The 25,386-nt window shown below is 67.3% G+C and carries 25 protein-coding genes and 1 other RNA gene; 13 read left to right on the forward strand and 13 right to left on the reverse strand.

What is annotated here, in order from left to right; translation table 11 throughout:
- The first annotated feature begins 305 nt into the window (after nt 1-305).
- From OHB26_RS21760 to OHB26_RS21780, 5 genes are all read left to right on the forward strand, one after another.
- A complete protein-coding gene (locus OHB26_RS21760) occupies nt 306-1,115 on the forward strand; it encodes a thioesterase family protein (protein ID WP_442943032.1) in 810 nt (269 codons plus the stop codon).
- 252 nt (nt 1,116-1,367) lie between these two features.
- Nucleotides 1,368-2,867 carry an MFS transporter gene (locus OHB26_RS21765; RefSeq protein ID WP_330179118.1) on the forward strand — a complete coding sequence of 500 codons (1,500 nt, stop codon included), beginning with the start codon at nt 1,368-1,370 and terminating at the stop codon, nt 2,865-2,867.
- Nucleotides 2,868-3,181: 314 nt separating this feature from the next.
- On the forward strand, nt 3,182-3,565 hold the full coding sequence (locus tag OHB26_RS21770) for a hypothetical protein (protein WP_330179119.1): 384 nt from the start codon (nt 3,182-3,184) through the stop codon (nt 3,563-3,565).
- Between the two features lie 13 nt (nt 3,566-3,578).
- Entirely contained in the window at nt 3,579-4,478 is a 900-nt protein-coding gene (locus OHB26_RS21775; RefSeq protein ID WP_330179120.1) for an SGNH/GDSL hydrolase family protein, read from the forward strand.
- Complete coding sequence (locus tag OHB26_RS21780; RefSeq protein WP_330179121.1) at nt 4,475-5,842, forward strand: acyltransferase family protein; 1,368 nt, start codon at nt 4,475-4,477, stop codon at nt 5,840-5,842. The genes OHB26_RS21775 and OHB26_RS21780 overlap by 4 nt, the downstream gene beginning before the upstream one ends.
- A 34-nt stretch (nt 5,843-5,876) precedes the next feature.
- Here OHB26_RS21780 and OHB26_RS21785 read toward each other — a convergent pair whose 3' ends face one another.
- The 4 genes from OHB26_RS21785 to OHB26_RS21800 form a co-directional block, all read right to left on the reverse strand.
- Nucleotides 5,877-6,509 (reverse strand): TetR/AcrR family transcriptional regulator, encoded by a 633-nt coding sequence (locus OHB26_RS21785; protein WP_330179122.1) that lies wholly within the window; start codon nt 6,507-6,509, stop codon nt 5,877-5,879.
- 127 nt (nt 6,510-6,636) lie between these two features.
- Nucleotides 6,637-6,810: a hypothetical protein gene (locus tag OHB26_RS21790; RefSeq protein ID WP_330179123.1), complete on the reverse strand. Its 174-nt coding sequence runs from the start codon at nt 6,808-6,810 to the stop codon at nt 6,637-6,639.
- A 143-nt stretch (nt 6,811-6,953) separates the two neighbouring features.
- Nucleotides 6,954-7,469, reverse strand: coding sequence for a gamma carbonic anhydrase family protein (locus OHB26_RS21795; protein ID WP_330179124.1), 516 nt, complete (start codon nt 7,467-7,469; stop codon nt 6,954-6,956).
- The gene (locus OHB26_RS21800) at nt 7,466-8,428 is read right to left on the reverse strand and encodes a GlxA family transcriptional regulator (RefSeq protein ID WP_330179125.1); all 963 of its coding nucleotides are present in this window, start codon (nt 8,426-8,428) and stop codon (nt 7,466-7,468) included. Before OHB26_RS21800 ends, OHB26_RS21795 begins: the two co-directional genes overlap by 4 nt.
- A gap of 71 nt (nt 8,429-8,499) precedes the next feature.
- Here OHB26_RS21800 and OHB26_RS21805 point away from each other — a divergent pair, with 71 nt between their 5' ends.
- A complete protein-coding gene (locus OHB26_RS21805) occupies nt 8,500-9,282 on the forward strand; it encodes an MBL fold metallo-hydrolase (protein WP_330179126.1) in 783 nt (260 codons plus the stop codon).
- Between the two features lie 75 nt (nt 9,283-9,357).
- Nucleotides 9,358-10,458, forward strand: coding sequence for an alanine dehydrogenase (gene ald, locus OHB26_RS21810; protein ID WP_330179127.1), 1,101 nt, complete (start codon nt 9,358-9,360; stop codon nt 10,456-10,458).
- A gap of 46 nt (nt 10,459-10,504) precedes the next feature.
- Here ald and sigJ read toward each other — a convergent pair whose 3' ends face one another.
- The 7 genes from sigJ to OHB26_RS21845 all read right to left on the reverse strand — a co-directional run bounded on the left by sigJ (nt 10,505) and on the right by OHB26_RS21845 (nt 17,358).
- Nucleotides 10,505-11,458 (reverse strand): RNA polymerase sigma factor SigJ, encoded by a 954-nt coding sequence (gene sigJ, locus OHB26_RS21815; RefSeq protein WP_330179128.1) that lies wholly within the window; start codon nt 11,456-11,458, stop codon nt 10,505-10,507.
- A gap of 223 nt (nt 11,459-11,681) precedes the next feature.
- A complete protein-coding gene (locus OHB26_RS21820) occupies nt 11,682-12,683 on the reverse strand; it encodes a cobalamin biosynthesis protein (protein WP_330179129.1) in 1,002 nt (333 codons plus the stop codon).
- A 121-nt stretch (nt 12,684-12,804) separates the two neighbouring features.
- Nucleotides 12,805-13,953: an aldehyde dehydrogenase family protein gene (locus tag OHB26_RS21825; protein WP_330179130.1), complete on the reverse strand. Its 1,149-nt coding sequence runs from the start codon at nt 13,951-13,953 to the stop codon at nt 12,805-12,807.
- Nucleotides 13,953-15,035: a phenazine antibiotic biosynthesis protein gene (locus OHB26_RS21830; RefSeq protein ID WP_330179131.1), complete on the reverse strand. Its 1,083-nt coding sequence runs from the start codon at nt 15,033-15,035 to the stop codon at nt 13,953-13,955. Before OHB26_RS21830 ends, OHB26_RS21825 begins: the two co-directional genes overlap by 1 nt.
- Before the next feature lie 210 nt (nt 15,036-15,245).
- Nucleotides 15,246-16,154 carry an SURF1 family cytochrome oxidase biogenesis protein gene (locus OHB26_RS21835; RefSeq protein ID WP_330179132.1) on the reverse strand — a complete coding sequence of 303 codons (909 nt, stop codon included), beginning with the start codon at nt 16,152-16,154 and terminating at the stop codon, nt 15,246-15,248.
- Nucleotides 16,151-16,633, reverse strand: a complete 483-nt coding sequence (locus OHB26_RS21840) for a low molecular weight protein-tyrosine-phosphatase (protein WP_330179133.1) — start codon at nt 16,631-16,633, stop codon at nt 16,151-16,153. The genes OHB26_RS21835 and OHB26_RS21840 overlap by 4 nt, the downstream gene beginning before the upstream one ends.
- Before the next feature lie 83 nt (nt 16,634-16,716).
- Nucleotides 16,717-17,358 carry a hypothetical protein gene (locus OHB26_RS21845; protein ID WP_330179134.1) on the reverse strand — a complete coding sequence of 214 codons (642 nt, stop codon included), beginning with the start codon at nt 17,356-17,358 and terminating at the stop codon, nt 16,717-16,719.
- Between the two features lie 136 nt (nt 17,359-17,494).
- Here OHB26_RS21845 and OHB26_RS21850 point away from each other — a divergent pair, with 136 nt between their 5' ends.
- On the forward strand, nt 17,495-18,664 hold the full coding sequence (locus OHB26_RS21850) for a pyridoxal phosphate-dependent aminotransferase (protein WP_330185736.1): 1,170 nt from the start codon (nt 17,495-17,497) through the stop codon (nt 18,662-18,664).
- Nucleotides 18,665-18,695: 31 nt separating this feature from the next.
- The gene (locus tag OHB26_RS21855; RefSeq protein ID WP_330185737.1) at nt 18,696-19,820 is read left to right on the forward strand and encodes a Nif3-like dinuclear metal center hexameric protein; all 1,125 of its coding nucleotides are present in this window, start codon (nt 18,696-18,698) and stop codon (nt 19,818-19,820) included.
- A 231-nt stretch (nt 19,821-20,051) separates the two neighbouring features.
- On the opposite strand, the gene OHB26_RS21860 is transcribed toward OHB26_RS21855, so the two are convergent.
- Nucleotides 20,052-20,495, reverse strand: a complete 444-nt coding sequence (locus OHB26_RS21860) for an OsmC family protein (RefSeq protein ID WP_330179135.1) — start codon at nt 20,493-20,495, stop codon at nt 20,052-20,054.
- 165 nt (nt 20,496-20,660) lie between these two features.
- On the opposite strand from OHB26_RS21860, the gene OHB26_RS21865 reads away from it, so the two are divergent.
- Both OHB26_RS21865 and OHB26_RS21870 read left to right on the forward strand, forming a co-directional pair.
- Nucleotides 20,661-21,398 carry a zinc ribbon domain-containing protein gene (locus OHB26_RS21865; protein ID WP_330179136.1) on the forward strand — a complete coding sequence of 246 codons (738 nt, stop codon included), beginning with the start codon at nt 20,661-20,663 and terminating at the stop codon, nt 21,396-21,398.
- A 330-nt stretch (nt 21,399-21,728) separates the two neighbouring features.
- Nucleotides 21,729-22,964, forward strand: a complete 1,236-nt coding sequence (locus OHB26_RS21870) for a bifunctional RNase H/acid phosphatase (RefSeq protein WP_330185738.1) — start codon at nt 21,729-21,731, stop codon at nt 22,962-22,964.
- A gap of 21 nt (nt 22,965-22,985) precedes the next feature.
- Here OHB26_RS21870 and OHB26_RS21875 read toward each other — a convergent pair whose 3' ends face one another.
- Nucleotides 22,986-23,873, reverse strand: a complete 888-nt coding sequence (locus OHB26_RS21875) for an alpha/beta hydrolase (RefSeq protein WP_330179137.1) — start codon at nt 23,871-23,873, stop codon at nt 22,986-22,988.
- Between the two features lie 30 nt (nt 23,874-23,903).
- Here OHB26_RS21875 and rnpB point away from each other — a divergent pair.
- Nucleotides 23,904-24,328: RNase P RNA component class A (rnpB, locus tag OHB26_RS21880), an RNA gene on the forward strand.
- Nucleotides 24,329-24,448: 120 nt separating this feature from the next.
- Nucleotides 24,449-25,279: a slipin family protein gene (locus OHB26_RS21885; protein WP_442943033.1), complete on the forward strand. Its 831-nt coding sequence runs from the start codon at nt 24,449-24,451 to the stop codon at nt 25,277-25,279.
- Nucleotides 25,280-25,386: the final 107 nt, after the last annotated feature.

A 25,386-nucleotide genomic window follows, 5' to 3' on the forward strand; every position in this document is an offset into this window, starting at 1 on the left:
CCTATCCCCCGAACGAGCGCGGCCGTCGTCCATTCCTGGATCGAGCGAAGCCCTCGTCGTCCCGGCGCGTATTTGGCCGGGATCCACACATTTGGCGGATGCCCTGTCCGGGTGGATCCCGGCCAAAAGCATGCCGGGATGACGGGTGGGATTGGTGTCGGAACGACTGATGCGATTGGTGCCTGGACAGCCGGGGTGGATCTGCGTGTGCGGGTTCGGTAGCTAGGCGAAGTAGTTGGTACGTTGGCGCGGTGAGCCGTGTGAGTGAGACGACCTGGACCGATGACGCCGCTGCTGGCGATCGGGTGGCTATGCCCGCGTATTTCATGCCGCTCGGGGCTGTCGAGGGTGGGTACGAGCGGTATCTGGCGACCGAATCCACGGTGAGCGTGTGGGCGCACACCATGCAGCACGGTGCGCCGCCCTCGGCCTTGCTGGCTCGAGCGGTGGAGCAGTGCGCGCCTCGGGAGGGTATGCGGGTTACGCGGCTGACCATGGAGATCCTCGGGCCGATTCCGGTCGCGGAGATCGATGTGCGGGCCTGGGTGGAGCGCCCCGGGAAGCGGATCGAATTGGTCGCGGCCGAGCTCGCCGCATTGCTGCCCGATGGGACCAGGCGAGTGGTCGCCAAGGCCAGCGCGTGGCGGATCGCCACCACCGATACCAGCGGCGTGGCACTGGCGGCAGACGCTCCGCTACCGCCCGTTCCGCCCTCCGCGCAGGTCGGCTGGGACGTTCCGGAGGGGTGGGATGTCGGCTATGTGCGCACCGTCGATATTCGCGCGCTACCGGAATCCGCTGGGGCGCGCCATGTGTGGGTGCGCTCGCACAGCGAGGTGGTGGACGGCGAGCCGGTGACCCCGCTCGGCCATGTCTTCGCGGTCGCCGATGTCGCCAATGGTATTGGCGCACAACTCGATCCGGCGCAGTACACCTTCCTCAACACCGACCTCACCGTCGACCTGTTCCGCCTCCCGGTCTCCGACTGGATCGGCCTCTCGGTCGCCACTTCCATCGGCCCGGACGGCGTCGGCATGTGCTCCACCGTCCTGCACGACGAGCAGGGCCCGATCGGCCGCGCCCTGCAAATCCTGGAAGTCCGCGCCCGCGACTGAAAGCCCCCCCCGGAGCGGACAAGTACCCCAAGTTCGCGGCCCGGCTCGGTTCTGGAGCGACGGAGGGAAGGAGCGCAGCGACTGACCGGAGGAGTGAAGAACCGAGCTCACAGGGCCGCGAACCGCGACGCCGAAGGCGGCGCAGAAAACACAGCGCGAACCGCGACGCCGAAGGCGGCGCAGAAAACACAGCGTTTGCGCTGGCTTGGGCCGGGTAGTCGGAACTTTGCGGGGTTCGGACTGGAGGTCGGGATGACTGAGGTGACGGGTCGGGTGGTGCGGACTTTGGTGCCGGCGCGGATCGACCGGTTGCCCTGGTCCAGATTTCATACCCGGTTGGTGGTTGCGCTCGGGGTGGCCTGGGTGCTGGACGGTCTCGAGATCACCGTCGCCAGCGCGGTCGCCGATACCCTGACCAAACCCGAGACGCTCGGAATGTCCTCGGCGGCGGTCGGATTGATCGCCACCGTCTACCTGGCGGGCGAGGTCGTCGGCGCACTGTTCTTCGGACATCTCTCGGACAGGCTGGGGCGGCGCAATCTCTTCATGGTGACGCTGGCGATCTATCTGATCGGCAGCGGGCTCACCGCGCTCACCCTCGGCAATGGCGCGGGCTGGATCGCCTTCCTCTATGTCACGCGATTCATCGCCGGTATGGGCATCGGCGGTGAGTACGCGGCCATCAATTCCGCCATCGACGAGTTGATTCCGGCGCGCTATCGCGGGCGCGTGGATATCGCCGTGAATGGAACCTATTGGGCCGGAGCGATTATCGGCACCATAGGCACCTATATTCTGCTGAATCATATGAGCCTGTCGGCGGGCTGGCGGCTCGGCTTCCTGATCGGCCCGGTGCTCGGACTGGTGGTTCTGCTGGTCCGGCGGCATCTGCCGGAGAGCCCGCGCTGGCAGATCATGCACGGGCACGCACAGGCCGCGGAAGAGTCCATCGAGGAGATCGAACGCGAGGTCGAGGCCACCGGGAAAACCCTTCCGCCGGTGGACGAATCGAAGGCCATGGAGGTCAAGCCCGCTACCGAGATCGGTTTCGTCGCCTTGACCCGGGTGCTCTTCCGCGAATATCCGCAGCGCTCGATTCTGGGCGCATCGCTGATGATCAGCCAGTCCTTCCTCTACAACTCCATTTTCTTCACCTACACGCTGGTCCTGGGCAAGTTCTACGGCGTCCCGTCGGAATCCGCGCCGATCTATCTGATCGCCTTCGCGATAGGAAATCTCGTCGGCCCGCTCACCATCGGTCATCTCTTCGACACCCTCGGCCGCCGCACCATGATCTCGGGCACCTATCTGCTCTCCGGTGTGCTGCTGGCGATTTCGGCGGGCCTGTTCTACGCCGATGTCCTCAATGCGGTCACCCAGACCATCTGCTGGTGCGTCATATTCTTCTTCGCCTCGGCGGGCGCGAGCGCCGCGTACCTGACCGTGAGCGAGATCTTCCCGCTGGAGGTCCGCGCCAAGGCGATCGCCGTATTCTTCGCCATCGCACAGTGTTTCGGCGCACTCGGCCCGGTCATCTACGGCGCGCTCATCGGTGACGGCTCGCACCCCGGCCGCCTCTGTCTCGGCTATCTGCTCGGCGCTGCCGTCATGATCACCGGCGGCCTGATCGCCCGCGCCCTGGCCGTCGACGCCGAGGGCCGTTCCCTCGAGGACATCGCCCTACCGCTCGCCGCGACCGGTCGCCGGGGCAGTACGCGCGCCGAGGGCGCGGGCTCACCCTTCTCGACCTAGCGCAACGGGGTTCGGCAGGGGGCTTGGAGGTGGCTGTGCACGGGTAGTGCCATCGCCTCGGGAGCAGCAGGCAGCGCCGCGGCGACGGTAGGCAATATCTGAATCGCCGCGGTCGTGGCCGCACGAAGGAAGGCCGGTAGTGGAAGTAGGGATCCGCTACCGGTTTTTCGTTTTCCGCTGGTCGGAGGGTTCGGGGGTGCCCATGGAAGTGGGGGCGGGGGGATTGCGCGAATCGGGGTGGCGAGGGGCTGGAGGTTTGTACACTTCCGCTGAAGTGAATAGCGAACACTTCAGTTCATGATTCGAGGGTCTCCATGACAACCTTTGCCCCAATCCGATCCACTGTTCGCCTCATCGCGGCCGGGGTCGGCGCGGTAGTACTGATCGGCGGGGCGGCGGCATGCGGCAGCGGCACCGAGTCCGGCGGCTCGTCGAGCCCGACCACGACCACCGCGGTGGTCGCCCCGGTGACCAGCGCGGCGCCGGTGACCAGTGCTGCGCCCGCACCGCCACCCGTGATGACCGAAGCCCCCGCGCCGACCCAAGCGCCTGCCGCGCAACCGGTCGCACCCGCGCAACCACCCGCGCCGCAAGCCACCGTGCCCAAGCCGGTGCGGCAGGAACCCGCCCAGACCGTCCAGAAGCCCGCGCCGCCGACTCTGGACGTTCCGGGCTTCGAACCGCGTGCCGGATACTGAGGAGCAGCGAAACGTGTTCGGCAGGAATGGGATTTGGGCGTGCGCGGTCGCCATGGTGGTGGCCGCCGCGGTGAGCGGATCCGGGGCTGCCGGTGGCGATCCCGCGCCCGCGGGCAAAGAGCTTGTGGTGCTTGGTGATTCGTTCACCGCCAACAAGTGGGACTTCCTCTCCGAGGAGGTCAAATGTGTGCACAGCGAAACCTCCTGGCCCGCGCAGTTGGTCCAGCTGATGCGGACCGACGACTATTTGGACGCCTCCTGTCCGGGCGCCTCCATCGACACCCCGCCCGGATACACCCTCGCCATGGAGGCCCGGAAAGCCGATAAGGCAGGGGCTTTCGGGCCGAACACCAAACTGGTGACCCTGCAGATCGGACTCAACGACCGGTGGGGTGCGACCGACATGATCATGTGGTGGTCGCTGCAGAGGTGCATCTTCGATCTGATCGACGGGTGCGGGCCGGAGGCCGCCGAACAGGGACGGATGACGGACTACCGGGGCGTCTCGGGTGCGGCGTTCGCGCAGCGGATCAGCAATGTGGTCACCTACATCAAGTACTACGCACCCAATGCCCGCATTGTTCTGGTCGGCTATCCGGAGCTGTTCCCCTCCGGGCAGGACAGCGTGTGTATCAGCCTGTTCGGGGTGGCGCCGTTCATTCAGCCGCGCGGACGGGCGGCGATCGAATACCTCGATCGCATCGACCGGGCCCAGCGGGAGGCGGCGGGGCTGCTCGGAATCGACTTCCTCGACACTCGCACACCGACTCTCGGCCACGGATTGTGCTCCGCGGACCCGTGGTTGAACGGGGTCCTGGACTATCGCACCGATATCGGCGGGCTGCCGTTCCACCCCTCGGCACACGGTGACGCCGTCGTCGCGAACGCCGTCTACGAGAGGTACGGGCGATGACGACCACGGGAATCGAGCTGACCGAGGGGGATCCCGGCCAAAAGCATGCCGGGGTGGCGGGGGCGACAACCGCGCTGACGGGTGCTCATGCCGGGATGACGGGGGCTGCGACCGCGTTGACGGATGCGCCCGCCGCATCGGAAAGTGTTGCGGCGCGGGCGAATCGGGAGCGGCCCGCGCTGCCGTCGCTGACCGGGGCGCGCTGGTGGGCGGCGTGCGCGGTATTCGTGGTGCACGCGCTGGTGTTCCTGCCGGTGTATCCGTTCCAGAAATCGGAGCTGTTCCGGACCATCCACCAGTGGATTCCCATGCAGTTGGGCGCGGGGGGTGTGACGTTCTTCTTCGTGCTCTCCGGATTCATCATCTACTGGTCGTTCCGGCCCGGGAATTCGGTGCGCGGGTTCTACCGGCGTCGCGTGCTGAAGATCTATCCGACGCATCTGCTGGGTGCGGCGGCATTCATTGTGGCAGCGGGGGTTCCGCTGCACCGCCCGGTGGTGTGGGCCCCCGATGCGCTGCTCATCCATACCTGGGTGCCGAAGTGGACCATGGTCGGCGGGCTCAATGTGCCATCGTGGTCACTCGCCGCCGAAGTGCTGTTCTATCTGAGTTTTCCCCTGGCGCTACCGCTCATTCGGCGGATTCCGACCGAGCGCCTACTGCTGGCCATGGCCCTGATCGTGCTCTTCGTGCTGGCCTTGCACACCGCCTACTATCTGTGGGTGCCCGGCCCCAAGGGCATCGCGAATATTTTTGTGCCCCGGCTGGTTCCGGGTGACGCCTCGCCGTACTACGAACTGCACTCCTCGCCCGCGTGGTTCGCGCAGCCGAATATCCCGGTCTCCCCGTCGTATTGGCTGAGCTACACCTTCCCGGCCTCACGACTGCCGGAGTTCTACCTCGGCGTATTGGCCGCGCGCATGGTGCTCGAAGGCCGGTGGCACAATACGCGATTGGCGATTCCGCTGCTGCTGCTCGCGCTCTCCTATGCCGCGACCTGGCTGGTGCCGGTCAACTACAAGATGTCGGCGCTCATGCTCGCACCCATGACGGCGGTGGTCGCCACCCTCGGCGCCCGGGATATGCACGGCATCAAGGGAATCACCTCGCATCCGCGCCTGGTGTGGCTGGGCAATATCACCTTCGCATTCTACCTGGTCCAGCTGCCGGTGATGGTGGTGATCACCCGATATCTCATCGGCGGCAGGCAATTCGGCATGCTCGGCTGGGCGGGATTCTCGCTGCTGAGCCTGGTGGTCGCGCTCGCCGTCGGCGCACTGCTCTACCACCTGGTGGACGTCCCCATCATGCGCCGCTTCGCCGGGCGATCCCGGGTCGAACGGGAGTCGGTGCGCACCGGCTGATTTCACGCGACCGGTGACACGCCATCGGCCCGGCTCAGCCGCGCGGCACACCGATCATCGGCAGAATGGTGCGCCGGGCGAACTCGCGGGCGGCCTGTTCATCACCCAGTGGGATCAGGCCCTCCGGGGTGAGTGCCAGCGATTGCCCCAGGCGGGCAAGGACTTCCGCGACCAGATCGGCGTCGAAATCCGGAACGCTGCCCGATTCCTGTAGCGCACGCAGCTTTTCGGCCAGATAGGTGCGGCCCACCGCGAGCACCGGTCCGGCATCGGTGGTGAGCCGGGGCAGGATCACATCCGGTTCGGTGCGCAGGAGTCGTTGCAGCAGTTTGTTATTGGCCAGATTGGTGATGAAGGCGACGAAGATCTCGACCAGCTGCTCCTCGCCGGCCCGACCATTGTGTGAGACCCGCTGCACCCGGGCGTCGATCTCGGCGATGAACTGCTGCGCCTCGCGTACGCTCACCGCCTCGACCAGATCGTTCTTGGATTCGAAGCGGCGGTACAGCGTCGCCGGACTGATGCCCGCACGACGCGCTATCTCTCCCATACTGGTTCGCTTGATTCCGAAGTCCAGGAAGGCCGAGAGCGCGCTCTCCAGCAGCTGTTCGCCCTCTGCGCGCGGCTTCTCCAGGATGCGCTGCAGGATGGCGGGCACGGACGGCATCGAGTCTCCAGTCGAGTCGGTTGGCATCCGCGACGCTGCGGTGACGACGGCCATGGCGGAAAAGGTCAACCCGCATTATCGCATCGCGGCGCGCATGTACCGGCCCCGCCGTGAACCTACTGTCCAGTTATTGGACGTTGAGCGCCGCCATCTCGCGTTCTATCGCGTTCGCGGCGAAATCGATTCCATTGGAACGTAATTCGTGAACTCGGCGCTGCAGCGCCTCGATACCCCCCGGCTGGTCCGCGATATCGGCGACGCTGATCCGCCGTCGGTGCATACCGTTCTGCTCGTACGACACCGTATGAAACCTCCTGCTAGCCCACAGCGCGCACCCGGCAAGCGGCGGCACAGCCCGGGCCGCCGGGAACGCTTCGCCGAATGCTAACAGCGGTCCCATATGGTCGCTTGTTCAGTGTGGGAGTTCTCACACGACACCCGTTGTCACGCCTCTTGACCATCACGGTGCAGGCTCGTGTTGTGCAGGTAGACCGCGGCATTGAGCCGAATCCGATCCAGCTCGGCCTCGCCCAGCTCACGCCGCACCTTGCCGGGCACACCCGCCACCAGTGAACCCGGCGGAATCTGCGCGCCCTCCGGAATCAGCGCGTTCGCCGCGATCAGACTTCCCGCACCGATCACCGCGCCATTGAGCACCGTCGCACCCATTCCCACCAGCACATCGTCACCGATTGTGCAGCCGTGCAGAATCGCGTTGTGCCCCACCGAGACTCCCGCGCCCACCGTGCACGGGAAGCCGGGATCGGCGTGCAGTACGCAGCCGTCCTGGATATTCGTGCCCTTCCCGACGGTGATCTCCGCCATATCCCCGCGCAGGACCGCCGAGTACCACACGCTCACATCGGCTTCCAGCCGCACCCGGCCGATCACGGTGGCATTGGGCGCGATCCACGCGCTCTCGTCGATCTGCGGTGCGATGTCGCCCAGCTGAATCCTCATGATCGAGAATTTACGGCCGCCCTCCGGAACAGCGATCGGTGGGTCGCGGGGGAGGTGCCGAGCTGGCGATGGAAGTGGTGACGCAGATTCACCGCGGTGCCCAGGCCCGACTCCGCGGCAATGCGTTCCATGGTCTCGTCGGTGGACTCCAGCAACAGGCGAGCGTGGTTCAGGCGTTGTTGTAGCAACCACTGCTGTGGGCTGGAGCCGGTGCGGTCGCGGAAGCGCCGGGTGAAGGTGCGGCGCGACATGAGGGCGGTGCGCGCCCAGCTATCCAGATCGATGCCTTCGTCGAGATGTGTTCGCGCCCAGACCATGGCGTGTTCGATGGGATCGTCGTCGATCGCCTCGGGCACGGCGATCGGAATGTACTGCGCCTGAGAACCACTGCGATGCGGGGCCAGCACCAGGGCGCGGGCCAGTTCGGTGGCGTGCCTGCTGCCGAGATCGCTGCGCACCAGGTGCAGGCAGCAGTCCAGGGCGGCGGCCACGCCCGCCGAGGTGATCAGATCGCCGTGATCGGACCACAGGGTGTCCGCGCGCACCCGCACGGCCGGATAGGCGCGGGCCAATTCGGCCGCGGCCGACCAGTGCGTGGTGATCTCGCGGCCATCGGCCAATCCGCTGGCGGCCACGGCCCAGGAGCCCAGACAGAGTCCGACAATGCGGGAACCATTGGCGTGCGCGCGACGCAGCGCCGCGCGGGTCGGCTCGGTCAAGGGCCGATGGCGCTGCCAGCTCGGGACGATCACCGTCTCGGCGCGCTCGAGGGTATCCAGGCCATGCTGCACGATGATGTCGAATCCCGCCGGGGTGCACAGGATTCCGGGCTCCTCGGCGCACACGTCCACCCGGTACGGCGCATTGCCGCCCGCGCCGACCCGCCCGAACACCAGGCTCGGCACCGACAGGTGGAACGGGCTGATCTGATCGAACGCCAGCACGGCAATGGAACGCATGGCCCGATCTTATCGATACGCGGCCTTCGGGCCACTGTTGCGCCGACTTTCTCTCGGCCAAGCTCTAACCCATGACGAACACGATCGAAAACACCACCGCCACCATCGACATCCTGCACATCGGCGGACCCACCGTGCGCTTCCGCTACGGCAACCTGACCTGGCTGACCGATCCCACGTTCGACGCGCCCGGCGACTACCCCGGGCCGATCACCCTGCACAAGCTGACCGGACCGGCCATCGGAGTCGATCAGGTCGGAGCGGTCGACGCGGTACTGCTCTCGCATGATCAGCACGCCGACAATCTGGACAACTCCGGGCGCGAATTCCTGTCGACGGTGGAGCGGGTGCTGTCGACCCCCGATGCCGCCGCGCGAATGGAAGGCGTTACGGGCCTGGCCAATTGGGAATCCGTACGGATCGGCGACGTCACCGTCACCGGTGTTCCGGCGCTGCACGGTCCCGAGGGCGCCGAAGCGCTCTCCGGCGTGGTCACCGGATTCATCCTGCAGGGCGCGGGGCTGCCCACGGTCTACGTCTCCGGCGACAACGCCTCCGTCGACCTGGTGCAGCGGATCGCCGATCGCATCGGCCGCATCGATGTGGCCATCCTCTTCGTGGGCGCTGCCAATGTGGACCGCTTCGGCGACAGCGATGTAACCCTCAACGGCCGCAGCGCCGTCCGTGCCGCCGCCGCCCTCGGCGATGCCGTCATCGTCCCGGTGCACGGCGAAGGCTGGGGTCACTTCTCCGAATCCCTCGACTACCTCGCCCGCAATTTCGAATACGCGGGCCGCGCCGCCCAACTCCGCATCCCGACCCCGGGCGAAACGCTCACCCTCGCCGCCCGCTAGCGCCGTTGCCGCACCAGCCCTCGCCATCCCGGCGTGTTTGTGGCCGGGACGCGACCGGTGGGACACGATGACGGTATGCAAATTGGGGTTCCGAGGGAAGTCAAGGAGCAGGAGTTCCGGGTGGCGCTCACCCCGGCCGGTGCCGCCGAGCTGGTGCGCAGCGGACGCGAGGTGCTGATCGAAGCCGGAGCGGGGGCCGGATCGGGCTTCTCCGACGCCGACTACCTCGGCGCCGGGGCGCGTACCCTGCCCACCGCGGACGAGATCTGGAGCACCGCCGACCTGATACTGAAGGTGAAAGAACCCATCGCCCAGGAGTATTCGCGTATGCGCGCCGGGCAGGTGCTCTTCACCTTCCTGCACCTGGCGGCCTCGCGCGACTGCACCGAAGCGATTCTGAACTCCGGTATCACCGCCATCGCCTACGAGACGGTGCGCGCCCCGGACGGATCGCTGCCACTGCTCGCACCCATGAGCGAGGTCGCGGGCAAACTCGGCACCCAGGTCGGCGCATACCAATTGATGTCACCGCAGGGCGGGGAAGGAGTCCTGCTCGGCGGTGTGCCCGGGGTACGGCCCGCCGATGTCGTGGTGCTCGGCGGCGGCGTCGCCGGTGCCAATGCCGCGAGTGTAGCCGTGGGCATGGGTGCGCGAGTTACAGTGCTGGACACCAATATCGCGCGCCTACGTGAACTCGATGCCCGCTTCGGCGGCCGCATCACCACCATCGGATCCAATGCCGCAGAGGTCGAAAAGGCGGTTCCCGCAGCCGATCTGGTGATCGGTTCGGTGCTGGTGCCCGGCGCGCGTGCGCCGAAACTGGTGCCGGACAGTCTGGTCGCCCAAATGCGGCCGGGTTCGGTGCTGGTGGATATCGCCATCGACCAGGGTGGCTGCTTCCAGAGTTCACACCCCACGACACATGCGAAACCCACGTTCCCGGTGGCGAATTCACTCTTCTACTGTGTGGCGAATATGCCCGGCGCGGTACCGCACACCTCGACGGTGGCGCTCACCAATGCCACCCTCCCGTATGTCCGCGCCATCGCGGATCGCGGCTGGCGAGCCGCCTGCGACGCCGACCACGGCCTGGCCCAGGGCCTCACCGCCGATGCGGGCAAGCTCTACTCCCCGGAGGTCGCCGCCGCCCACGGACTGCATCCGGTGGGGAACTGACGAGCGGGCCCGCCACCCAATCCGGTTGCGGGCCCGTTCGTTCCGACTATTCGGCGGCCTGCTCGCCGAGCAGCCAATCCGGGTCGCCGTCCTCGGGGAGGTTGTGCAGCTTATCCGGATTGCGGACGACATCGATATTCGTAATGCGGCCCTCGTCGATGGTGAACGAGAAGACGCCGGTGCTCTTACCGTCGAAGACCACCAAGCCGGGGCGGCCGTTGACAATGACCGAACGGCCCCACGCGCCACCGACCTCGCCCGCGAAGCGCAGGAAACCGAGCAGCGTCTCGGCGACCTTGCCCGCGCCGTGCAGCGGATGCCGGAACGCATTGACCTTGCCGCCGCCGTCGGCGGTGAAGGTGACATTCGAATCCAGTACGCCGAGTAGGGCACTCAGATCGCCGGAGCGCCAGGCCAGCGCGAACGCCGACACCACCTTCTCGTGCTCGTCCGGGCTGGCCGGGAAGCGCGGGGTGCCGGACTCCACATGCTTACGGGCGCGAGAGGCCAACTGCCGCACCGCGGCCGGGGTGCGGCCGACCACATCGGCGACCTCGGGACCGGTCATACCGAACACATCCTGCAGGACGAAGGCGGTGCGCTCGGCGGGGGAGAGGGACTCCAGCACCACCAGCAGCGCGGTCGTCACCCGCTCATCCTGGGAGAGGCGGTCGGCGGGATCATCCCAGGTGGTGATCTCCGGCTCCGGGAGCCATTCGCCGACATACTGCTCACGGCGCGCCCGCGCCGATCCGAGGTGATCCAGTGCGAGCCGACCGGTGACGGTGGTCAGCCACGCGCGCAGATTCTCGATCTCCGCACCGTCCGGACTGGTCTCGTAATACCGCTGCAGTCGCAGCCAGGCGTCCTGCACCACATCATCGGCATCACTCAAACTGCCCAGCGTGCTGTAGGCGACGCGGCGCAGATATCCCCGATGCTCCTCGAACTGCCGCGCCAGCTCCGCCTGATCCGGTACCCCGTGCCGTTCATCGCTCATTGCTCACCATTCCTCACCACGCGCCCACCTGGACGACCCTCACCACGTAGACGAAACAGACTTCCACACTGTGACATCTCGCGGGTGTGCCAGGCGGGCCGGACCCGCCATACGCGGGCTCGCCGGCGTCGGCGACCGGATCGCCGGCGGTCGGGGCCGCGTCCTCACTCGGGATCCGCGGGGCAGATCGAGCCAGTGCCCGGGCTGCGCGGGGCCGGTCGCATCAGTGCTCGGGACTCCCGGCGTCGAGACAGTCTCGGAAGTGGGGGCGACGCCGCGCGAAGGCGACAGCGGTCGCGGCCAGCACGCTGGCGACCTGCACCGCCTCCGAAAGTCGAACGGCCCGCCGCAGATCCGCGACGCGCGGAGCCGGACCGTCCCCGAGGGTCGGGCGCATCTCGATGCCGTACCGGTACTCGGTGCGCCCGCCGAGCTGTACGCCGAGCGCCCCGGCCATGGACGCTTCCGCCACACCGGCATTCGGGCTCGGATGTTTGCGCGCATCGCGGCGCCACGCTCGCCAGGCATTACCGGGTCGTCCACCGGCGACGGGTGCGAGCATCGTCGTGATCAGCCCGGCGACGCGTGCCGCCCCCAGATTCGCCACATCATCGGTCCGTGCGGCGGCCCAGCCGAACCGGCCGTACCGCTCATTCCGATACCCGACCATCGCGTCGAGGGTATTGACCGCGCGATAGCCGAGCAGCCCGGGCACTCCGGCCACCGCACCCCAAAACAACGGCGCGACAGTCGCATCCGAGGTGTTCTCCGCGATCGACTCCAGCGCCGCCCGCGCCAGCCCATCCGCGTCCAGCAGCGCCGGATCGCGCCCGCACAGCGAGGGCAACAACTCCCGTGCCCCCGCGATATCCCCGGCTTCGAGCAGATCCGCCATCGCACGCCCGGTTCGAGCCAGCGTCGTCCCACCCAGCACGGTCCAGGTCGCGGCGGCGGTCAGCGCGATCTCCCCGAACCCGCGCGCCGCCGCACCACTCCGCCCCCGAATCGCCCGGCGCGCCGCAACTCCCGCCGCCACAACCCCGCCGACGAGCACCACCTCATGGACCACTCCCGCCGCGCGGTCATCCCGATAGGTGACCTTCTCCATGTCCATCGCGACGGTCCCGAACCCCGCCACCGGATGCCCGCGCCGTGGATCCCCCAGCCCGCGATCCAGCACGAACCCGATCACCAACCCAGCCGCAGCAACAGTCCCGGAACGCACCCGCCGAGGTTATCCACCCGAGAGTCCGAGTCATCACACCCCCTCGCAATACCGCACACCCCGTGTACGGGGTGTGCGGTATCGACACGGGGTGTGATGGCCCGGGGCGGACAGGCGGGGGTTAGCGGCAGGGGAAGGGCAGTTCCACATTGAGCTGCGGTGCGGTCGCGCTGTCGACCAGATGAACCGCCGGTCGGAGTACGGCACCGCCGGAGGGCAGCTCGTCCACAATGGTGTCACCGCCGAGGATCGCTCGCGCATTTCCGGCGACGGTGTGGAGATACCGGTCGACCTCTCGGACGGCCGCTACGGGCTGCACCGTGAGGATCGCCGCGGGATCATCGGCGGGCAGGCTCGGGATCGACCGCAAGTGCTCCGCGAGTGCGCGGGCCACAGGCTCGGGATCACCTTCCACGAGTATCGCCGTGGCGCAGGTGCACGCCGTCCCGCCGAGGTGGCTGACCGATCCGGCGAGCAGATCGATCCGCTCACGCCAATCGACCTCGGACGTGATCAGGATTTTGGAGCGGCCGGGGCCCTGGGTGAGTACGCGGGAACTGGCGCCGTACTTGTCCACGACGTCCTGCCCGCCGTACACGATGGCGAAGTCGGCCTCATCGATGATCACATCGGCGGCCGCGTAATCGGTCGGCAGCAAGGTCACCGTCTCGGGTGGGAATCCGGCTTCGCGCAGCGCGCTGACCAACCGGAACGCGGTGAAGGGTTCCCGCGCCGACGGCCGAACGGCGACCTTGTATCCCATGGCCAGTGCCTCGGGCCACAGTCCGTGCACCGCCGGGGTATTGCCCGCGGCGTGTACCGCGAACAGGTCGCCCTTGCGGGTCCAGACCGCCGATCCGGTCAGTGTCCGGGGATCGCGCCAGTTCCGCACGGCTCCCCCGGGCATGGCCAGCTCGATGGTGGCGCGCAGCGATCGCAGCACATCGGCGACCCACTCGACCGACTGGCGGACCACCGCCAGCGGTACACCCGACGTGGTCGACACCAGCCGGGCGTATGCGCTCGGATCGAGTCCGCCGATGGTCCCGTGCAGGAACAATTCGGCTGACTTGTCCAGTGCGGCAAGCCGATCGGCGACGGGCGGTACGGAGGCGGCGCGCATGGCGGCGAGCGTGCGCCGCACGTACAGCGGCGGTACCTGGCTTATCTCCCCGATCTGCGTCCCGGCCAGTGACGTCAGTGGTTTGCGCTCGCGGGACCGGTAGGCCCCGGAGACGCCGAGTGCGTCGAGGTACACCGGCTCGTCCATCAGTACACGCCCTCGATGACGGAGTGGTCGGCGAAGGTCCGCACCGGGCCGACATCGGCGACCGCGCAGCCCAGTGCGCCGGGCAGCGGCTCGACCTTGGTGGCCATATCCCGCTCCAGATTGTTCGGTAGCAGTGCGTATTTCGTGAGGTGGTTCATGACGACCTGTCCGCGCGCACCGAAATCCACGTCCGCGCCGGTAGCCGGATCCACGACGCGGAAGGCGATATACGGGCTCGGAGTATCGAACACCGGTAGCCCGTCGGGGCGCTCCTGCGGGCGTTCCCGCGACATGCCCAGAATCGTGGTGCTGCCGTACAGGCCCTTGAGCGGAATGCCCGGAAAGACCTCGCGGCGGAAGATGTCTCGTGAATCGGCATCCATATGCGCACCGCTCCAGCAGATGAACTTCACCTGTGCGCGCACCGCGTCGACCAGTTCGGCGCGCCGGGCCAGGCGTTCGAGCAGCGGGGGCGTGGTGATCAGAACGCCGACCGACTGCGTGGTCAAGATATCGGCGGCCTGATCGATCAGATGCTCGGCGTAGCGGTCCGCTTCCTCGGTGTCGCCGCGCGCGATCAGCTGTTTGATCCAGCGCGGGTCCAGGTCGACGGTGAACTTCACCCCGTGCTGCCGCCGCGCCCGCCGAGTGGCGAACTCGCCGAACATATGCGGTCCACTGGGCGCGATGGCGAGGGTGTTCAGCTCGCCGAGCTCGGCATAGTGGAATTCATCCCAGCCGAGCGCGAATTCCATCCAGCGTTCGAACATGACGAATCGTTTCGGGGTTCCGGTGGTGCCGCCGCTTTCGAATACTCCGGCGATTTCGCGGTCCGGGCCGGTGAGTCCCCGGGGGATCAGGTCATTGATCGGGATATCGCGAAACTCATCGATCACATTGGGGAATCGGGTCAGATCCTCGAATGTGTGAATATCGGTGAGCGGGTTGAATTCCAGTGTTCGCGCGCGGCGCAACCAGTATGGACTGCCGGTCTCCGGACTGAAGTGCCACCGCATCAGCTCGCGCAGGTATTCGTCCGGATCGGTTGTGGCCGTGGAGATTTCGAGAATGGGTGAAGACATGTGTCCTCCAGCTGCGTGTACGACACCCATATGGTCGCGTGTGCGCGGTCGGGCATATGGGCGGTGGCACGAAGCCGATCGAGCGATAGGAAACCGGGCGCCGCGCGGTATTTCGGAGCACCGGTTTGATAGAGATACAGGAGACGTTACTTTTGGTAACGTAATTGATTGTCCGAAATGGTCACGCCGAGTTCATATTTCACGCCTGGATTACCGGCGCGTACCGCCGTAGCGATCCGCCAGACGGGCCTCGTTCGTCGGCGGCACGGGCGCGGCCGGTGCCGAGTCGGCCGCCTCCGCCTCATTCGTGCCGGCGGATTTACTCGACTCGGTCGGTGCGACAGTCGATTCCGCGCGTTCGCGGCGGCGGGCGCGGATCTCGGCGTAGACGAAATAGCCCAGACCCAGGGGTGCCATGACACCGAAGGCCAGCCACTGCAGGCCGTAGGACAGGTACGGACCCGCGTCCAGTTGGGGGAGGGCGACGGGGGTGAAGGCGCCGGGCTGGTTCTCGTCGAGTTGGAGGTAGCCACCGCGATCATTGGTGGGGATGGGGGTCAGGGGCAGCTGCAGGACTGCCGAATCCTGTTGGGTGTCAATGGAATAGACCTGACGGTAGCCGTCCTCCGTCATGGGCGGTTTGGTGTCGACCACGCCTTCGGAGGCTCGGACCCGGGCCTCGAGATGCTGTTTGCCCGACGGCGGGTTGGGGACCACGGGTGGGCGGGAGCCGTTGACGGCGGCGATCAGGCCGCGATCGACCAGGACCGCGCGGCCGTCATCGAGGGTGAAGGCGGTCAGTACCGAGAACGCGGGATCCTGACCGAGATGACGCAGGCGCACCAGCACGGTCGAGTCGGGGACATACGTGCCGTCGGCGGTGACCCGCCGCCATTCGGTGTCCTTACCGGAGCCGCCGAACATGGTGCCCACATCGACCGGATCGGCATGCACCGAATCCGCGATGCGCTGATTGCGTTCGGAGGTGGAGGTGTTCTTGCCCAGCTGCCAGGGCGCGAGCACCGAGAAGCACAGGTAGGCGAAGCCCGCCACCACGACGGCGAGGATCACCCAACTCGGGCGCAGCAGAAAGGTGAGGCGACGGAACAGGGAACTCATGCGGGACCGCCTTCACCGAGCTGTTCGCGCACCCAGTCGAGCAGGCCGGGCGCGGCGGCCTCGATCTGCTCGCGCACGAGTGCGAAATCGGATTGGTCGCCGTAGTAGGGATCCGGCACATCCGAGCCATCGGCATTCGGGTCGAAGCTGCGCAGCAGGCGCCGCCGCTCGGACGGCACACCCAGCTGCGCGAGCGCTCGCTCATGCCCGGTATCGAGCGCGATCAGCAGATCCGCGTCCAGATGGTCGTCACCGATCACCGCCGCCCGATGCCCGATCGGATATCCGTGACTCCGCAACTCGGCGGTCGTGCGCCGGTCGGCGTCGTCACCGACGTGCCAGCTTCCGGTCCCGGCGCTGCTCACCCGCACCCGATCGGCCAGACCGGCCCGTTCGAGATGCGCCGCGAACATCTTCTCGGCCATCGGCGACCGGCAGATATTGCCGGTGCAGATGAACGACACGTGCAGCTCACCCATGATTGCCCAGGGTAATGGACGGCCGAGTGTGATCCGGCACCCCGGATAGCCCCTGACGTCCCGATCTTGTCCGCCAGCTCTCGCTAACGGGCGGCGGATCCGGTGCCCACCAGGAAGGGGATGCTCGCGGCGGTGTCCATCGGCCGATAGACCTCGGGAGTCCGGGTCGTCTCCTGGTCATTGTCCGCCGCGTACACATCGGGCATGGGAATGCCCGCGGGCGCATAAGCCTGGAACCCGACGGACTTGGTGGTTTGGGTGGCCCGCCACAGGTGATCCTGGAACGCGATAACCCCTACCGTATCGGTATCTTTCGTCGCGGCCCGCTCACCCGCGACCACTTGGGCGACGCCGATCGTGCGGGGATTGTTCCGCTCCACCTCGGCCATGCTGGCCGCGCCGATGGAATGCACGGAATTCATGCCGTACTTGCTTTTGAGAACCTCGGCTATCTCCGTTTGCGCGTACACCGGGATATCGCGATTTCCGAGCGTCGCGATCACCGTATCCGCGAGCTGTTCATTGATGGTCCCGGGGGTGAATGTGTCGCCCTCCCGGTGATATCCGAACGCGTACGCGATCAAGAGCGTGAAGTCCCCGGCGGGCTTGGTCGGAACGGGGGTGGCCCAGGGGGCCTGTATGCCCTGATCCGCGGCGGCCGTCGCAGGTAGGGCGGCCGCGCCCAGGATTCCCAGCGTCACTGCCATGGTGGTGAGTCCTCGCATGCCGGACACCTTATCGGGGGCACGTAGGGTGTTCGCTGTGTCGAAGCGCACCACCTCGAACCCCGCTCCCGTAGTCGACAGTCCGGTCGACTACGCGAAGTTGCGGCACCACGGGGATGTGGAGACGCGGGCCGGGATGCTGGACTTCGCGGTGAATGTGCAGGGGAGCGGTCCGCCGGAATGGTTGCGCGAGCGGCTGGCCGGACGGTTGGCGGAGTTGGGGCGGTACCCGGACGCGGGGGAGGAGCGGGCCGTTCGTGAGGCGGTGGCCGCTCGGCATGGGCGGCGGGCCGAAGAGGTGCTGCTGTTGGCGGGAGCCGCGGAGGGGTTCGCGATGCTGCCGCGACTGGGGTCGACGCTCGCGGCGGTGATCCACCCGTCCTTCACCGAACCGGAGCTGGCGCTGCGGGAAGCGGGGGTGCCGGTCGCGCGGGTCGTGCTCGACGCCCCATATACGCTGGAATCCGTTGTGGCGCAGGAGAATATGCACCGCGCAGGCTCGACGGACGGTGCGGGTGAGCCGGGTGATGTGGCACCTGGGGATGGAGGACGTCCACCCCGCCCAGCCGTGGGTATGCGATGGAAGTCGCAGCGCCACAATAGCTCCGGAACACCCCCGGGTGCGGATGCGCTGAGTGCGGATGTGCGGGGCCCGGCGGCGAGCGATGGTGTGCCGGAGGCTGCGGATCTGGTGGTGGTGGGGAATCCGACCAATCCGACCTCGGTATTGCATCCGGCGGAGAGCCTGCTCGCGCTGCGACGGCCCGGGCGGATTGTCGTGGTGGATGAAGCGTTCGCCGACGCCGTGGTGGGGGAGACGGAATCGCTTGCGGCGGAGTCGTACCCGGATGTGCTGGTATTGCGGAGCCTCACCAAGACGTGGGCGCTGGCCGGGCTGCGGTGCGGATACTTTCTCGGGGCTCCGGAGTTGCTGGCGCGGTTGCACCACGGGCGGGCGCATTGGGCTTTGGGGACATTGCAATTGGAGGCCATCGCGGCGACCTGTTCGGCCGCGGCGGTCGCCGAATCGCAGCGAATGGCGGAAAGTATCGCCTCGCAGCGGGAGGCGATGATTCCGCGCTTGCGTGTGCTCGGGATCGATGTGCATGAGCCCGCTCATGGACCGTTCCTGCTTATTCGGGTGCCGGATGCGGAATTATTGCGGAAGAAACTCGCGGACAAGGGGATCGCGGTGCGGCGGGGGGATACTTTCCCCGGGCTGGAGACCGGATTCCTGCGGTTGGCGGTGCGGCCCGCCGCGGCGGTGGATCAGCTGGTGGCCGCGATAGCCGAGGTCGGGCTGTAATGAAAGTGACTGTGGCGGAGGAGGTTCGGTGATGGTTCGACTTGCCGAGGTGATCGCGGCGCTCGATGCGGCATATCCGCCCAGACTGGCCGAGTCGTGGGATTCGGTCGGATTGGTCGCCGGAGATCCGGCCGAAGAGGTCTCACGCGTGCTGTTCGCGGTGGATGCCACCGCGGCCGTGGTCGACGAGGCGATCGACTGGCGCGCACAGGCTTTGGTGGTGCACCATCCGCTGCTGTTGCGCGGGGTCGACACGGTGGCGGCCGATACGCCGAAAGGCGCTCTGCTGCACCGGCTCATTCGCTCCGGGTGCGCGTTGTTCAGCGCGCACACCAATGCCGATTCCGCCGACCCGGGCGTCTCGGACGCGCTCGCGCACGCCATCGGATTGACGGTCCTCGGTCCGATCGATCCGAAACCCATCGCCGCGCAGGATGAATGGGAGATTCTCGTCCCACGCACTCATGTCGAGCAGATGATGACGGCGTTGTTCGTAGCGGGGGCGGGCGCGGTCGGAAACTATCGTGACAGTGCCTGGCGGTCGTCGGGGATCGGACAGTTCCGGCCCGTCGAAGGCGCGAAACCCGCAGTCGGCACGGTCGGCGAGCTGCACCGGGTCGACGAGGACCGCATCGAGGTCGTCGCGCCGCCGTCCCGCCGCGCGGAGATTCTCGAAGCCCTGCGCGCCGCCCACCCCTACGAGGAGCCCGCCTACCACGTCACCGAACGCGCCAAGCTCCCGTCATCGCTGGGCATCGGGCGCGTCGGGGAACTGGCGGTCCCGGAAACCCTGCGGGAGTTCACCGCTCGTGTCACCAAGGGCCTGCCCGCCACCACCTGGGGTGTGCGCGCCGCCGGTGACCCGGACCGCCTGATCCGCACGGTCGCGGTCTGCGGTGGCGCGGGCGACTCCTACCTGAGCACCGTCGCCCGCCTCGGCGTGGACGCGTATGTCACCTCCGACCTGCGCCACCACCCCGCCGACGAACACCTGCGCGCGGGCGGCCCGGCCCTGGTCGACGCCGCCCACTGGGCCACCGAATTCCCTTGGTGCGCACAGGCGGAAGCGGTCGTCCGCGCCGCCCACCCCACCCTCGAGACCCGAGTCTCGACCATCCGCACCGACCCCTGGACGGTCGGCGCGGCCGATTGCTGACACCCGCGGTTCGCGGCCTCGCGACCGGTCGCCGGGTCGGCCCAGCCCTATTGCCGATCGGCCCAGCCCGTGGTCGGGTCGGCCAGCTTCGTTATCCCGGCGCGTTTTTGGCCGGGATCCACGAAACTCGCTGGAACACAGGCGGTGTGGACCCCGGCCAAAAGCATGCCGGGATAGCGGGGGATGACTGCGGTTGGTTGGTTTCGGGCAGTCGGTTCCCGGGCGGGGTGTTCAGTCAGCCGTGATGACCGTTGGCTCATGTGCCACAGGGAAATTCACCGAATTGGCGATGAAGCATCGCTTATGAGCTTCGGCGTGCAGGGCCGCCGCCTGCTCGGCCTGCTCCGCGTCGCGGATGGTGACCTGGGGGCGCAGCGTGACCTGCTGGAATCGCACATTGTCCATGACCCCCTCGGCGGTGTCGTGGTAGTTCGTGACCACGATGCCCGCCTCGGCGCACAGGTGCAGATACCAGAGCATGTGGCAGTCCGACAGTGACGCGACCAGCAGTTGCTCCGGATTCCACCGGGTCTTGTCGCCGCGGAATTTGGGGTCGGCGGTGGCGGGGATATTCGGCCGCCCCGCCGCGAGTAGTTCGTGATTGCGGGTGTAATCGCGGTACCCGGTGGTCGCGCCCGACCACGTGACCTCGACCTCATAGCGGTGTTCGCCCATTCCCCGAGCCTGACATATCGCCCGGTCGCGCGTCCGGCTATTTTCCGGCGAGAGCGGCTGGCGCGATCAAATGTCCAGGTTGCGGTGGGGTTGGGCAATCGGGGTGCGCCGGACGGGTACGGTGGGAGTCTTGATCCGTCCATAGCGTCCAGGAGACCTTCCGCGTTGAATGCCGAACCTTCGATCCAGTCCAAGCTGCTCGACCTTGCCGCCGTCGACGCCGAACTGACCCGGATCGAGCATCGCCGCAAGGTGTTGCCCGAGGAGCAGGAGGTGCAGCGGCTGGAGGCCGAGCGGACGGCGCGCAAGGACGCGGCGGTGAAGGTCGAGATCCTCATCGACGACCTGGACCGCGATATCCGCAAGCTGGAGGGCGAGATCGACGCCGTCCGCAAGCGTGAGGACCGCGACCGCGGCATGCTGACCTCCGGTTCGGTCGGCGCCAAGCAGCTCTCCGAACTCCAGCACGAGCTCACCAGCCTGGAGCGCCGCCGCAAGGTCCTCGAGGACGACGAGATCGATGTGCTGGAGCGCCGCGAGGCCGCCGCCGCCGATCACGCGCACGCCGGCGCCAATCTGGACCAGGCCGAACAGGACCTCGTCGACGCCGAACGCCGCCGCGACGATGCCGTCGCCGACCTGAATGTCGCCCAGCAGCGCTGCGAATCCGACCGTTCGGCACTGGCCGGCGGCTTCCCCGCCGACCTGCTCGCCGCCTACGACAAGCAACGCGCCTCCTACGGTGTCGGCGCGGCCCTGCTGCAGGCCCGCCGCTGCGGCGCCTGCCGCATCGAACTCGACCGCGGCGAGATCGCCCGCATCGCCAAGACCGCCCCCGACGTGGTCCTGCGCTGCCCCGAATGCAACTCGATCATGGTGCGCACCAAGCACTCCGGGCTGTAAGAATTCCTCGCCGCCCCAACCTGGCGGCGTAACGCACACCGACGGGTAGGCCGCCGGTCATTCACCGGCACACCGCCCCCGATCGAGCGCCCCTGACACCGGGGCGTTCAGGCGCAAGCGGTTCACCACGAGCGGAGGGTGTTGGTCCCGCCCGCCGCTCGTTGTCGTCCGGGTGGCGTCGCCGAGTGCGAGCGGTCGGCTGGCAGGATGTGGCGCAGTCGCTGTCGAGAGCGGGTGGCGGACGCGCCGGCGGCCGATCGAGCGGCGTAAGGCGGTGGCACCTGGCTTCCCGGGCTGCCACCAGGCACCTACGGAAGGTGAGTTGCGGTGATGGACAAGGTTGTTGTCGAGGCCGATGGCGGGTCGCGGGGGAATCCGGGGCCTGCCGGGTACGGCGCGGTGGTGTGGGATGCGGGGCGTGAGCATGTGCTCGCCGAGCGGAAAGAGTTCCTCGGGGTGGCCACCAACAATGTGGCCGAGTACCGGGGGCTGATCGCGGGGCTGGAGGCCGCCGCCGAGCTCGGGGCGCGTGAGGTCTCGGTGCGGATGGACTCCAAGCTCGTGGTCGAGCAGATGTCCGGGCGGTGGAAGGTCAAGCACGAGGCCATGATTCCGCTGGCGGATCGGGCTCGACGGCTCGTCGCCGGATTCGATCGGGTGAGTTTCAGGTGGATTCCGCGCAAGGAGAATTCGCACGCGGATCAGCTGGCCAATGAGGCCATGGATGATGCGGCCATCGTCGGTGAAGTGCGCAACGCGCTGAACCAGCCGGTGTCGGCTGTGGCGGAATCTGCTCCGGCCCAGGCGGACTCGGCGACCTCATTCGTGTCGGCACAGACCTCGACGGCGGACTCGGCTACCTTGGCGCGACTCGGGTCGGCGACCCCCGCCGCACCCTCGCAGGCGGATTCGCCCGCGATCGCGACCCCCGCGCCCGGCTGGACCGGGGCGGTGGGGCGGCCTACCCGGCTGCTCCTGCTGCGGCACGGCCAAACGGAATTGTCGGTGGAGCGCAGGTATTCGGGGCGGGGGAATCCGCCGCTGACCGAACTGGGGCGCAATCAGGCCGCCAATGCGGCGAAAATGCTTGCGGGCAAAGGGAATATCGCCGCTATCGTCTGCTCGCCGCTCGGGCGGGCGCGGGAGACGGCCGAGGCCGCCGGTCAGGCGCTCGGGCTGCCGGTGCGCGTGCTCGACGGGTTGATCGAGACGGATTTCGGTGCGTGGGAAGGGCTTACCTTCACCGAGGCGGCCGAACACGATCCGGAGCTGCATGCCCGCTGGCTGGGCGACCCGTCCATCGCGCCGCCGAACGGTGAGAGCTTCGATCAGGTGCGCGAGCGTATCGAGGGCGTCCGCCGCGACCTGGTCGCCCTGCACCCCGGCGCGAATGTGCTTGTGGTGAGCCATGTCACGCCGATAAAGATGCTGCTCCAACTGGCACTCGGCGTGGGCCCCTCGCTGCTGTACCGCCTGCACCTGGATCTGGCATCGCTGTCCATCGCCGAGTTCTACCCCGACGGCGGCTCATCGGTCCGCCTGGCCAACGACACCTCATACCTGTGAGAACGCCCGGGGCGGAGCCCGTTACGGCCGCAGCGTGGCGGTGAGGAACTCCACCTGGTCGTAGACGGCCTTCTCGAACCAGTCGTCGAAGTAGATGTCGAAGTGCCCGATCGGGTACTGCTTCACGACCGCGTGCTTGGTCTTCTCCGCCGCGCGTAGCGTCGGCCCGGCGGGTGCGACGGTGTCGTTATCGCAGATGGCGTAGAACACCGGCGCTTTGATGTCCTTGGCGCGCCGTGCCGGTGAGTCGAAGAGCGTCGACATTCCGATCCGCGCGGGCACTTTCGGCCGGTACCGACTGGATTCCTCTGCGAGGCGCCCATATCCGTCCGGCACATCGGCCGCGCTCATCAGCGCGGCGGAGTGTCTCTTGCCCGCCAGCCGCGCCGAGATGGGTCTGCGGATCACCGGCCCCACGATCATGTCGGTCAGTGCCAGCGTCCCGGTCTTGACCAGACTGATCGGCCCCTTCGCCATGGCCGAGGACCAGCCGCTGGTGAACGGGCACTGCGCCACCACCGCGGCGATGTAGTGATCGTCGGGCGCCACCGAGAGCACATGCCCCCCACCGAACGAACTGCCCCACAGCGCGATTCGCGTCGCGTCGATCCCTCGAACGGTCCGCGCGTAGGCGATGGCCGCATGCCAATCCTCGCGCTGCCGCGCGATATGAATGACATTGCGGGGCTCACCGCCACTGGCCCCGAAATGCCGATAGTCGAAGGCCAGCACCGCGATTCCCGCCGCGGCGAAGCGCCGCGCGTACCGATCCAATCCCATTTCCCGATCGGCCCCGAGCCCGTGCCCCATCACCACCAGGGGACGCGGGCGTATCGGCCCATCCGGCAGATACAGCCACCCCGCACACTGCTCACCACCGGAAGGGAACCCCACCTCGACACGCTCCATGGCCCATTACGGTACCTTGGTGGCCGCGGACGAGTCGGTTGGGCGGCCGCGGCGATGGGAACGGGCACGCGAGTGCCGCTGCCCGTCGTCGAGGAAAGTCCGGACTCCACAGAGCAGGGCGGTTGCTAACGGCAACCCGGGGTGACCCGCGGGACAGTGCCACAGAAAAGAAACCGCCGGTGGCGGGCTCGAAAGAGTCCGAAACCGGTAAGGGTGAAACGGTGCGGTAAGAGCGCACCAGCGCGCCGGGTAACCGGCGCGGCTAGGTAAACCCCGCCCGGAGCAAGGTCGAAGGTCGCATTCGCGAGAGTGCGGCTGCGCAGGTGTTCGAGGGCTGCTCGCCCGAGCCTGCGGGTTGACTGCTCGAGGCACCCGGCAACGGTGTGTCCAGATGGATGGTCGCCACCCGGTGCTCGCACCGGGGACAGGATCCGGCTTATATACCGACTCGTCCGCCCCTTTCAGGGGTGTTCGCACAGTGTCATGATGGAGGGTGGGCCGCGGCCGGATACCCGTGGCACAGTGTGAGATTCGCAGGACACGCTATGGACGTTCTGTTGGTGCTCGTCGCTCTGATGGCAGTGCTGGTGGTCGTGGCGGGGATGACCGCGGCTTCGGGGGTTCGGATCATCGCCCAATACGAGAAAGGCGTGGTATTCCGGCTGGGCCGGGTGCGCGCGGTGCGAGATCCGGGGCTGCGCATGCTGATTCCCGGTGTGGATCGCATGCGCAAGGTCTCCACCCAGGTGGTCACCATGCCGGTCCCGGCGCAGGACGGTATTACTCGTGACAATGTCACCGTGCGGGTGGACGCGGTCGTCTACTTCCGGGTCATCGACCCCATGCGCGCCATAGTCGAGGTGCAGGATTATCTGTTCGCCATTGCCCAGGTCGCGCAGACCTCACTGCGTTCGGTGATCGGCAAGAGTGATCTCGATGATCTGCTCTCCAATCGCGAACAGCTCAACAAGGGCCTGGAAATCATGATCGACAATCCGGCGCTGGGCTGGGGCGTGCACATCGATCGCGTGGAGATCAAAGATGTGGCGCTACCGGATTCGATGAAACGCTCCATGTCCCGGCAGGCCGAGGCCGAACGCGAACGCCGCGCCCGCATTATCTCCGCCGAGGGCGAATTGCAGGCCTCGCAGATGCTCACCGATGCCGCCACCCGCATGTCCGCGGCGCCCGGCGCACTCCAACTGCGCCTACTGGAAACCGTCGTTCAGGTTGCGGCCGAGAAGAATTCGACGCTGGTGCTGCCGTTCCCGGTGGAACTGCTGCGCTTCCTGGAGAGCGGCACCGTACGCAATGCGGCCGCCACCTCCGAAAAACAAGACTCCGTACCCGAGGTCGACGCTGCCCCCGAGAACAAGGCTCCACCGGAGAAACCCGAAGAAGGATGAGGGCAATGTCCACCTCGATGCTGATCCAGCCGCTGGCCGTAATCGTGCTCTTCACAATCGCCTATCTGTTCAAGCTGCTCTCGGCGGTCCTGCCGGGCGGACTGCGC

It is taken from the genome of Nocardia sp. NBC_01503 (genome assembly GCF_036327755.1).
Classification (GTDB): Bacteria; Actinomycetota; Actinomycetes; order Mycobacteriales; family Mycobacteriaceae; genus Nocardia.

What these genes read in the sequence shown, in the direction of transcription:
- OHB26_RS21765 (WP_330179118.1), top strand. Translation starts at nt 1,368, where the DNA reads ATGACTGAGGTGACGGGTCGGGTGGTGCGGACTTTGGTGCCGGCGCGG.
- OHB26_RS21770 (WP_330179119.1), top strand. Translation starts at nt 3,182, where the DNA reads ATGACAACCTTTGCCCCAATCCGATCCACTGTTCGCCTCATCGCGGCC.
- OHB26_RS21780 (WP_330179121.1), top strand. Translation starts at nt 4,475, where the DNA reads ATGACGACCACGGGAATCGAGCTGACCGAGGGGGATCCCGGCCAAAAG.
- OHB26_RS21785 (WP_330179122.1), bottom strand. Translation starts at nt 6,509, where the DNA reads ATGCCGTCCGTGCCCGCCATCCTGCAGCGCATCCTGGAGAAGCCGCGC.
- OHB26_RS21795 (WP_330179124.1), bottom strand. Translation starts at nt 7,469, where the DNA reads ATGAGGATTCAGCTGGGCGACATCGCACCGCAGATCGACGAGAGCGCG.
- OHB26_RS21800 (WP_330179125.1), bottom strand. Translation starts at nt 8,428, where the DNA reads ATGCGTTCCATTGCCGTGCTGGCGTTCGATCAGATCAGCCCGTTCCAC.
- OHB26_RS21805 (WP_330179126.1), top strand. Translation starts at nt 8,500, where the DNA reads ATGACGAACACGATCGAAAACACCACCGCCACCATCGACATCCTGCAC.
- ald (WP_330179127.1), top strand. Translation starts at nt 9,358, where the DNA reads ATGCAAATTGGGGTTCCGAGGGAAGTCAAGGAGCAGGAGTTCCGGGTG.
- sigJ (WP_330179128.1), bottom strand. Translation starts at nt 11,458, where the DNA reads ATGAGCGATGAACGGCACGGGGTACCGGATCAGGCGGAGCTGGCGCGG.
- OHB26_RS21825 (WP_330179130.1), bottom strand. Translation starts at nt 13,953, where the DNA reads ATGGACGAGCCGGTGTACCTCGACGCACTCGGCGTCTCCGGGGCCTAC.
- OHB26_RS21830 (WP_330179131.1), bottom strand. Translation starts at nt 15,035, where the DNA reads ATGTCTTCACCCATTCTCGAAATCTCCACGGCCACAACCGATCCGGAC.
- OHB26_RS21835 (WP_330179132.1), bottom strand. Translation starts at nt 16,154, where the DNA reads ATGAGTTCCCTGTTCCGTCGCCTCACCTTTCTGCTGCGCCCGAGTTGG.
- OHB26_RS21840 (WP_330179133.1), bottom strand. Translation starts at nt 16,633, where the DNA reads ATGGGTGAGCTGCACGTGTCGTTCATCTGCACCGGCAATATCTGCCGG.
- OHB26_RS21845 (WP_330179134.1), bottom strand. Translation starts at nt 17,358, where the DNA reads ATGCGAGGACTCACCACCATGGCAGTGACGCTGGGAATCCTGGGCGCG.
- OHB26_RS21850 (WP_330185736.1), top strand. Translation starts at nt 17,495, where the DNA reads ATGCTGGACTTCGCGGTGAATGTGCAGGGGAGCGGTCCGCCGGAATGG.
- OHB26_RS21855 (WP_330185737.1), top strand. Translation starts at nt 18,696, where the DNA reads ATGGTTCGACTTGCCGAGGTGATCGCGGCGCTCGATGCGGCATATCCG.
- OHB26_RS21860 (WP_330179135.1), bottom strand. Translation starts at nt 20,495, where the DNA reads ATGGGCGAACACCGCTATGAGGTCGAGGTCACGTGGTCGGGCGCGACC.
- OHB26_RS21870 (WP_330185738.1), top strand. Translation starts at nt 21,729, where the DNA reads ATGGACAAGGTTGTTGTCGAGGCCGATGGCGGGTCGCGGGGGAATCCG.
- OHB26_RS21875 (WP_330179137.1), bottom strand. Translation starts at nt 23,873, where the DNA reads ATGGAGCGTGTCGAGGTGGGGTTCCCTTCCGGTGGTGAGCAGTGTGCG.
- OHB26_RS21885 (WP_442943033.1), top strand. Translation starts at nt 24,449, where the DNA reads ATGGCAGTGCTGGTGGTCGTGGCGGGGATGACCGCGGCTTCGGGGGTT.